We start from the raw sequence: 7,638 nt of genomic DNA, 5'->3' as shown, positions 1-7,638 counted from the left end.
CGCGCCCGGGGGGGCCCCCCCCCCCCCCCCCACCCGGCGGGCTCAGCCCGCGAGGACGTCGTCGCTGCCGAGCTGGCGCAGCTCGCGCACCAGCAACAGCGTGCCGGTGACGATCGCGGCCGCACCGACCACGGCGTTGGCCAGCAGCAGGGTGTCGCTCTCGGTGCGGGCCTTCTTGACGTCCTTGATGATGCTCAGCGCACCGAAGGCGGTGGTGCCGATGGACAGCCAGAGCCCCGGCTTCGAGTGCTTGAAGCCCTTGGCCTTCTCGATCTTGCTCACAGTGCCGGTGCCTCCTCCAGCAGGGGGTGCCCCCACTTGTCGTTGAGTGCGGCCTCGACGGCACCGCCCACGCGGTACAGGCGGTCGTCCGCCATCGCGGGTGCGATGATCTGCAGGCCGACCGGGAGATTGTCCTCCGGCGCCAGCCCGCACGGCAGCGACATGGCCGCGTTGCCCGCCAGGTTGGACGGGATGGTGCACAGGTCGGCCAGGTACATCGCCATCGGGTCGTCGGCGCGCTCGCCGATCGGGAAGGCGGTGGTCGGCGTGGTCGGCGAGACCAGCACGTCCACTCCGGCGAAGGCGGCGTCGAAGTCGCGCGAGATCAGCGTGCGGACCTTCTGCGCCGAGCCGTAGTAAGCGTCGTAGTAGCCCGAGGACAGGGCGTAGGTGCCCAGGATGATCCGGCGCTTGACCTCGGGGCCGAAGCCGGCCTCGCGGGTCAGCGCGGTGACCTCCTCGGCCGAGCGGTTGCCGTTGTCGCCCACCCGCAGGCCGTAGCGCATCGCGTCGAACCGGGCCAGGTTGGAGGAGGCCTCGCTCGGCGCGATCAGGTAGTAGGCGGGCAGCGCCAGGGTGAAGGACGGGCAGGAGACCTCGACCACCTCGGCGCCGAGCTCGCGCAGCAGCTCCACCGACTCGTCGAACCGCTGCATCACGCCGGCCTGGTAGCCCTCGCCGGCGAACTCCTTGACCACGCCGATCCGCATGCCGCGGACGTCGCGCATCCGGGCGGCGGCGACCACCGGCGGCACCGGGGCGTCGATCGAGGTGGAGTCCAGCGGGTCGTGGCCGGCGATCGCCTCGTGCAGCAGCGCCGCGTCCAGCACGGTGCGGGCGCACGGGCCGCCCTGGTCCAGCGAGGAGGAGAAGGCCACCAGGCCGTACCGGGAGACCGTGCCGTAGGTCGGCTTGACGCCGACGGTGCCGGTGACCGCGCCGGGCTGGCGGATCGAGCCGCCGGTGTCGGTGCCGATCGCCAGCGGGGCCTGGTAGGCGGCCAGCGCGGCCGCCGAGCCGCCGCCGGAGCCGCCCGGGATCCGGGACAGGTCCCACGGGTTGCCGGTGACGCCGTAGGCCGAGTTCTCGGTGGAGGAGCCCATGGCGAACTCGTCCATGTTGGTCTTGCCCAGGATCACCACGCCCGCGTCCTTCAGACGGGTCGTCAGGGTGGCGTCGTACGGCGGGACCCAGCCTTCGAGGATCTTGGAGCCGCAGGTGGTGGGCACGCCCTTGGTGGTGAAGACGTCCTTGAGCGCGAGCGGCACGCCGGCCAGCGGGCCCAGCTCCTCGCCCTTGGCCCGCTTCTCGTCGACCGCCTTGGCGGCCTTCAGCGCGCCCTCGGTGTCCACGTGCAGGAAGGCGTTGACCTTCTTGTCCACCGCGTCGATCCGGTCCAGGTGGGCCTGTGCCACCTCGACGGCGCTGACCTGGCCGGACTTGATCGCCTCGGCCGTCTGCGCGGCCGTCTGCCTGATGAGGTCGGTCATGTCTGGTCAGTCCTCCCCGAGGATCTGCGGGACCCGGAAACGCTGCTCCTCGGCGGCCGGGGCACCGGCCAGCGCCTGCTCCGGGGTGAGCGAGGGCCGCACCTCGTCCGCGCGCATGACGTTGGTCAGCGGCAGCGGGTGGGAGGTCGGCGGGACGTCCTGTCCGGCGACCTCGGAAACGCGGGCGACCGCGCCGATGATCACGTCCAGCTGCTCGGCGAAGTGGTCCAGCTCCTCCGCCTGCAACTCCAGACGCGACAGCCGGGCGAGGTGGGCGACCTCCTCGCGCGTGATGCCAGGCATGCAGCGATCCTCATCTGAGTTCTGGGCGAGGCCGGGACCCGCGTCACCGCGCGGCGGGCGGCGTTCCGTCCTCTGTGTCTTTGACCACCCATCCTAGGGGGCGCCGGGTGCGCCCGGTGTTACTGAGGGGTCGTGGGGGCCTCGGTCGGCGGCGCCAGCGGCTGCCTGGGCACGCCGGGGCACGGGAGTTCGGCCTGGCCGGTCCACCGCTCCAGGGTCGGCAGCCGCTCGGCCGGCGGCGGGCCGGTGCGGTGCACCCGCAGCCAGGCGGTGGCCTGGTCGGCCGGCAGCGCGGCGGAGACCAGCCAGCCCTGCACCGCGTCCACCCCCAGGCCGTGCAGGCGCTCCCAGGTCTCGTCGTCCTCCACGCCCTCGGCCACCACGGTGAGGCCGAGCGAGTGGGCCAGCTCCACCGAGCAGCGCACCACCGCGGCGTCGTGGTGGTCGGCGACCATCCGGGAGACGAAGGAGCGGTCGATCTTCAGTTCGCCCACCGGCAGGCTGCGCAGCCGCACCAGCGAGGAGTGCCCGGTGCCGAAGTCGTCCAGCGACATGCCCACCCCGTGGCCGCGCAGTTCGGCCAGGGTGTCGGCGGCCAGCCGGGAGTCGTCCAGCAGCAGCCGCTCGGTGATCTCCAGCTGCAGCGCGTGCGCGGGGACCTGATGGCGCTCCAGGTGCCCGGCCACCCGGCCGGCGAAGCCCGGGTTGAGCACGTCGCGCGGCGAGACGTTGACCGCGACCTGCACCTGCAGCCCCTGGGCCCGCCAGGCGGCCAGCTGGCCGATCGCGGCCTCCAGCACGTAGTCGGTCAGCCGCGGCATCAGCCCGCTGGACTCGGCCAGGCCGACGAACTCGTCCGGCGAGACCCGGCCGCGCCCGGGGCGCTCCCAGCGCAGCAGCGCCTCCAGGCCCACCACCCGGCCGTCGAAGGCCACCTTGGGCTGGTAGTGCAGCTGCACCTCGCCGGTCTCCAGGGCCCGGCGCAGGTCGCCGAGCAGGCCGATCCGGTAGGGCGTGTCGGCGTCCTGGGAGTGGTCGTACTGCTCGACCCCGGTGCGGGCGCGCTGGGCGTGGCCCATCGCCACGTCGGCCCGGCGGAGCAACGATTCTGCGTCCGCGGCGTGCTGCGGGTAGACGCAGACCCCGGCGGTGGCCTCCAGCACCAGCAGCAGGCCGTCCAGCCGGATCGGCGCGGCCAGCTCCGCGATCAGCGCCTTGGCCAGCCGCTCCAGGGTGTCCGCGCAGCCGACCCCGGGCAGCAGCACGGCGAACTCGTCGCCGCCCATCCGGGCCACCACCGCGCGCCGCCCGTTCTCCGCGGCGGCCGGCAGCGAGGCGAGCAGCTCCTCGGTCTCCCGGCGGCGCTCGGCGGCCCCGGACGGGCCGCCGCCCCGGGCGGACTCCAGCATCGGCCCCCCGCCCAGGCCGATGCCGCGCGCGTCGGGCGAGGCGCCGCGCAGCACCCGGTGCAGCCGCCGGCCGATGTGCACGAGTAACCGGTCGCCGGCGCCGTGACCGAGTGTGTCGTTGAGCGATCGGAACCGATCGAGGTCCAGCAGGATCAGACCGACGCAGTACGCGTCCTCGGCCTCGTGCTCGGCGATCGCCTCCTGGGCCGCGAGCAACAGGGCGTGACGGTTCGGCAGACCGGTCAGCGGGTCGGTCAACTGGTCCCTGGCCCGGTCCCGGGCGATCCGCCAGGCCGCCACCAGCACCGCCAGCGGCACGGCGAACAGCGGCAGCAACTCGGGCTCGTGCCGACTGACCAGGACTGCCAGCGGGATCAGCGGCGCCGCTCCGGCCAGCAGGACACCGAGCAGCAGGACCGCACCCGCCACCCCCTGCGGCGGGCGCGTCGGCGCACCGCCGGTCGTACGATCCATACGCCCTGTCCTCCGTCAGGCCCGCCCCCGCCCAGGCCGCGTCGCGGCTCGGAACCGACCCGAAGAACGGTCGGTGCCGGCACCGCAGATGCGGTGCCAGTCGGTCTCAGCCGGGAAGCGCCCCTGTCGGCGCCGGCCCCCGCTGGTCCCACTGGCCGGTGCCCCCACTCCTGCTGACACACTGTTGCGCTCCAGGGTAAGTCCGGCCTCACGGCGAGGGCGGACTTTCGGTCATCCGGGAGCACGCCAGCACGAACCGGCGCCGCACACTGACACGATGCCCCTTTTCCGCGCCCACCACCCGGGTGACGGAGCATCAGCACGATAACAAGAGGGACACGTCAGCCCTGGTCAGTCCCCCCGGGGGTTACCTCGGCCGGCTCCGCCCCGACCGCGGGCAGGCCCAGGTGCGCACGCGCCGCCGCGGCCCCGGACTCCAGCAGCACCGCAAATCCGGTCTCGTCCAGCACCGCCAGTCCCAGTTGGACCGCCTTGTCATACTTCGACCCAGGGTTGTCACCGACCACCACGAAATCGGTCTTCTTCGAAACCGAACCGGTCACCTTCGCGCCGCGCGAGACCAGTGCCTCCTTGGCCCCGTCCCGGGTGTGCCCGGCCAGCGTTCCGGTGACCACGACGGTGAGCCCCTCCAGCGGACGGTCGCCCTCCGCCTCGACCGCCTCCTCGGTGAACCGCACCCCCGCCGCACGCCATTTCCGCAGGATCTCGCGGTGCCACTCCTCCTGGTACCACTCCTGGATCGAGCGGGCGATCTTCGGGCCGACCCCCTCGGTGGCCGCCAACCGCTCCTCGTCGGCGGCGAAGATCGCGTCCAGGTCGCGGAACTCGCGGGCCAGCGCCTGGGCCGCGACCGGGCCGACGTGACGGATCGACAGGCCGTTGAGGTAGCGCCAGAGCTCCTTCTCCCTGGCCGCCGCCAGGCTCTCCAGCAGCAGGGTGGCGGTCTTCTTCGGCTCCCCGCTCAGGTTGGCGAAGAAGGAGACCTCCTTCTCCTCACCGGTCGCGTCGTCCAGCTTGGGCATCCCGGTCTTCGGGTCGCGCACCAGCACCCGGATCGGCAGCAGCTGCTCGACGTCGAGACCGAAGACGTCCCCCTCGTTCCTGACGGGCGGCTCGGCCGGCTCCAGCGGCTGGGTCAGCGCGGTGGCCGCCACGTAGCCCAGGCCGTCCACGTCCAGGCAGGAGCGTCCGCCCAGGTAGGCGATCCGCTCGCGGATCTGGGCCGGGCAGAACTGCGCGTTGGGGCAGCGCAGGTCGATGTCCCCCTCGGACATCGGGCGCAGCTCGGTGCCGCACTCGTGGCACTCGGCGGGCATCACGAACTCCCGCTCGGTGCCGTCCCGCAGGTCCTCCACCGGGCCGAGGATCTCCGGAATCACGTCGCCGGCCTTGCGCAGCACCACGGTGTCGCCGAGCAGCACGCCCTTGGCCTTGACCACCTGCTGGTTGTGCAGGGTGGCGTACTGCACCATCGAGCCGGCCACCTTCACCGGCTCGGCCAGCACCGCGTACGGCGTGGCCCGGCCGGTCCGCCCGATCCCGACCTTGATCGAGGCCAGCTTGGCGGTGACCTCCTCCGGCGGGTACTTCCAGGCGATCGCCCAGCGCGGCGACTTGGAGGTGGCACCGAGCCGGCCCTGGAGCGCGATCTCGTCCACCTTGACGACCACGCCGTCGATCTCGTGCTCGACCGAGTGGCGCTGCTCGCCGTACTGCTTGACGAACGCCCGCACCTCGTCCAGGCTGCCGACCACCCGGTTGTACTTGGCGGTGGGCAGGCCCCAGTCGTGCAGCAGCCGGTAGGCGTGCGACTGGCAGTCGATCTCGAAGCCGTCCCGGGCGCCGATCCCGTGCACCACCATGTGCAGCGGGCGCGCGGCGGTGACCAGCGGGTCCTTCTGGCGCAGCGAGCCGGCCGCGGCGTTGCGCGGGTTGGCGAACAGCTTGACCAGCGCCCGCGGCCGCTTGCCCTGCTTGACCAGTTCCTCGTTCTCCGCCCGGCGCCGGTCGTTCTCGGCGGCGAACGAGGCGTTCAGCTCGGCGAAGGCCCCGGTCGGCAGGTAGACCTCGCCGCGGATCTCCACCAGGGCCGGCGGGTTCTCGCCGTGCAGCCGGTGCGGGATCTCCTTGATGGTGCGCACGTTGGCGGTGATGTCCTCGCCGATCCGGCCGGTGCCGCGGGTGGCGGCCAGCACCAGCTCGCCGTGCTGGTAGGTGAGGTTGACCGCCAGGCCGTCCACCTTGAGCTCGCACAGGTAGTGGTACGGGACGCCGTCCAGTTCGCGGGCCACCCGGTCGGCCCAGGCGGCCAGCTCCTCGTCGTCCATCGCGTTGTCCAGGCTGAGCAGCCGCTCGCGGTGCTCGACCTTGGCGAAGCCCTCGGCCACCCCGCCGCCGACCTGCTGGGTCGGCGAGTCGGGGGTGACCAGGGCCGGGTGCGCGGCCTCCAGCGCCTCCAGCTCGCGCATCAGGGTGTCGAACTCGGCGTCGCTGACGGTCGGCGCGTCCTGCTCGTAGTAGCGGACCCGGTGCTCCGTCAGCTCGGCCGCGAGTTCGGCGTGCCGCCTGCGTGCCGCCGCCGGCACGTCCTCCCAGCCCTCGACCGCCGCCACCACTAGCCTCCCTGAGCGCTCACTCCGGGTTGTCCACCAGGCTCCGGGCCCCCGTCACCGCCTGTGACAGCGCCTGCCGGGCGTACGCGGGGCTCGCCCCCGCCAGACCGCAGGTCGGCGTCACCAGCACGCGGCGGCCCAGCAGTTCCGGGTCCAGCCCGAGCCTGCGCCACAACCTCCTGACGACGGTGACACTACCGGCCGGGTCGGACGAAGCCGACGACGCCGCGTCCACGGCGGGCACCACGCCGGCCAGCAGGACCGTGCCGCCCTCGACCGCCTCGCCCAGGTCGTCGTCCTCACGCTCCGTCAGCAGGCCGAAGTCGAGCGAGATCCCGGCCACTCCGGCCCGCCGCAGCAGCGGGATCGGCACCCCGGGCGCGCAGCTGTGCACCAGCACCGGGACGTCGAGTGAGCGGATCAGCTCGCGCAGCGCCTCCTCCGCCACCTGGCGGTCGACGGCGCGCAGCCGCTGGAAGCCGCTGGCCGTCTTCACGTTCCCGGCCAGCACGGCGGGCAGCGAGGGCTCGTCCAGCTGGAGCACCGGCTGCGCACCGGGGACCCGCTTGCGCAGCTCCGCCAGGTGCCGGCGCAGGCCCTCGGCCAGCGAGCCGGCGATGTCCCGGCAGGCCCCGGGGTCGGCCAGCGCCTTCTCCCCGTGGCGCAGCTCGACGCTCGCGGCGAGCGTCCACGGCCCGACCGCCTGCACCTTGAGCGCCCCCTGGTACCCCTGGGTGAACTCCTCCAGCGCATCCAGGTCCTCGCCCAGCCAGGAGTGCGCCCGCCGGGTGTCCCGGCCCGGGCGGTCGGCGAACCGCCAGCCGCTCGGCTGGACCTCGGCGAAGAGCTCCACCAGCAGGCCGGCCGAGCGGCCGATCATGTCCGCCCCCGGCCCGCGCGCGGGCAGCTCGGGCAGGAACGGCAGTTGCTCGAGCGCGCCGGTGGAGGTCCTGGCGGCCTCGCGGGCGTCGGTCCCGGGCATCGAGCCGACACCGGTGGCGGCGCCGTGGAGAGCGGGGAAGGGGTGCTGCTGACTGGTCACGCTGG

6 protein-coding genes are annotated in these 7,638 nt (G+C 73.4%); all 6 read right to left on the bottom strand.

The annotated features are described in order from the left end of the window. Nucleotides 1–42: 42 nt before the first annotated feature. Nucleotides 43–282, bottom strand: coding sequence for a hypothetical protein (locus tag ACFW1A_RS16395; RefSeq protein WP_380409532.1), 240 nt, complete (start codon nt 280–282; stop codon nt 43–45). Next, nucleotides 279–1,772 carry an Asp-tRNA(Asn)/Glu-tRNA(Gln) amidotransferase subunit GatA gene (gene gatA / locus ACFW1A_RS16390; RefSeq protein ID WP_380409530.1) on the bottom strand — a complete coding sequence of 498 codons (1,494 nt, stop codon included), beginning with the start codon at nt 1,770–1,772 and terminating at the stop codon, nt 279–281. The genes ACFW1A_RS16395 and gatA overlap by 4 nt, the downstream gene beginning before the upstream one ends. 6 nt (nt 1,773–1,778) lie before the next feature. After that, nucleotides 1,779–2,075, bottom strand: a complete 297-nt coding sequence (gene gatC / locus ACFW1A_RS16385) for an Asp-tRNA(Asn)/Glu-tRNA(Gln) amidotransferase subunit GatC (RefSeq protein ID WP_035845952.1) — start codon at nt 2,073–2,075, stop codon at nt 1,779–1,781. 119 nt (nt 2,076–2,194) lie between these two features. After that, nucleotides 2,195–3,958 (bottom strand): putative bifunctional diguanylate cyclase/phosphodiesterase, encoded by a 1,764-nt coding sequence (locus ACFW1A_RS16380; RefSeq protein WP_380409528.1) that lies wholly within the window; start codon nt 3,956–3,958, stop codon nt 2,195–2,197. 341 nt (nt 3,959–4,299) lie between these two features. Beyond that, nucleotides 4,300–6,591 carry an NAD-dependent DNA ligase LigA gene (ligA, locus tag ACFW1A_RS16375; protein WP_380409526.1) on the bottom strand — a complete coding sequence of 764 codons (2,292 nt, stop codon included), beginning with the start codon at nt 6,589–6,591 and terminating at the stop codon, nt 4,300–4,302. Nucleotides 6,592–6,610: 19 nt separating this feature from the next. Next, nucleotides 6,611–7,633, bottom strand: a complete 1,023-nt coding sequence (locus ACFW1A_RS16370; RefSeq protein WP_380409524.1) for a methionine synthase — start codon at nt 7,631–7,633, stop codon at nt 6,611–6,613. Nucleotides 7,634–7,638 lie beyond the last annotated feature (5 nt).

Source organism: Kitasatospora sp. NPDC058965 (genome assembly GCF_042741245.1).
Classification (GTDB): domain Bacteria; phylum Actinomycetota; class Actinomycetes; order Streptomycetales; family Streptomycetaceae; genus Kitasatospora.
This window is presented reverse-complemented; position numbering and strand designations above follow the sequence as displayed.

Bases quoted from the DNA above. Each gene is read 5' to 3' on its own strand.
- gatA (WP_380409530.1), bottom strand. From the start codon at position 1,772: ATGACCGACCTCATCAGGCAGACGGCCGCGCAGACGGCCGAGGCGATC.
- gatC (WP_035845952.1), bottom strand. From the start codon at position 2,075: ATGCCTGGCATCACGCGCGAGGAGGTCGCCCACCTCGCCCGGCTGTCG.
- ACFW1A_RS16380 (WP_380409528.1), bottom strand. From the start codon at position 3,958: ATGGATCGTACGACCGGCGGTGCGCCGACGCGCCCGCCGCAGGGGGTG.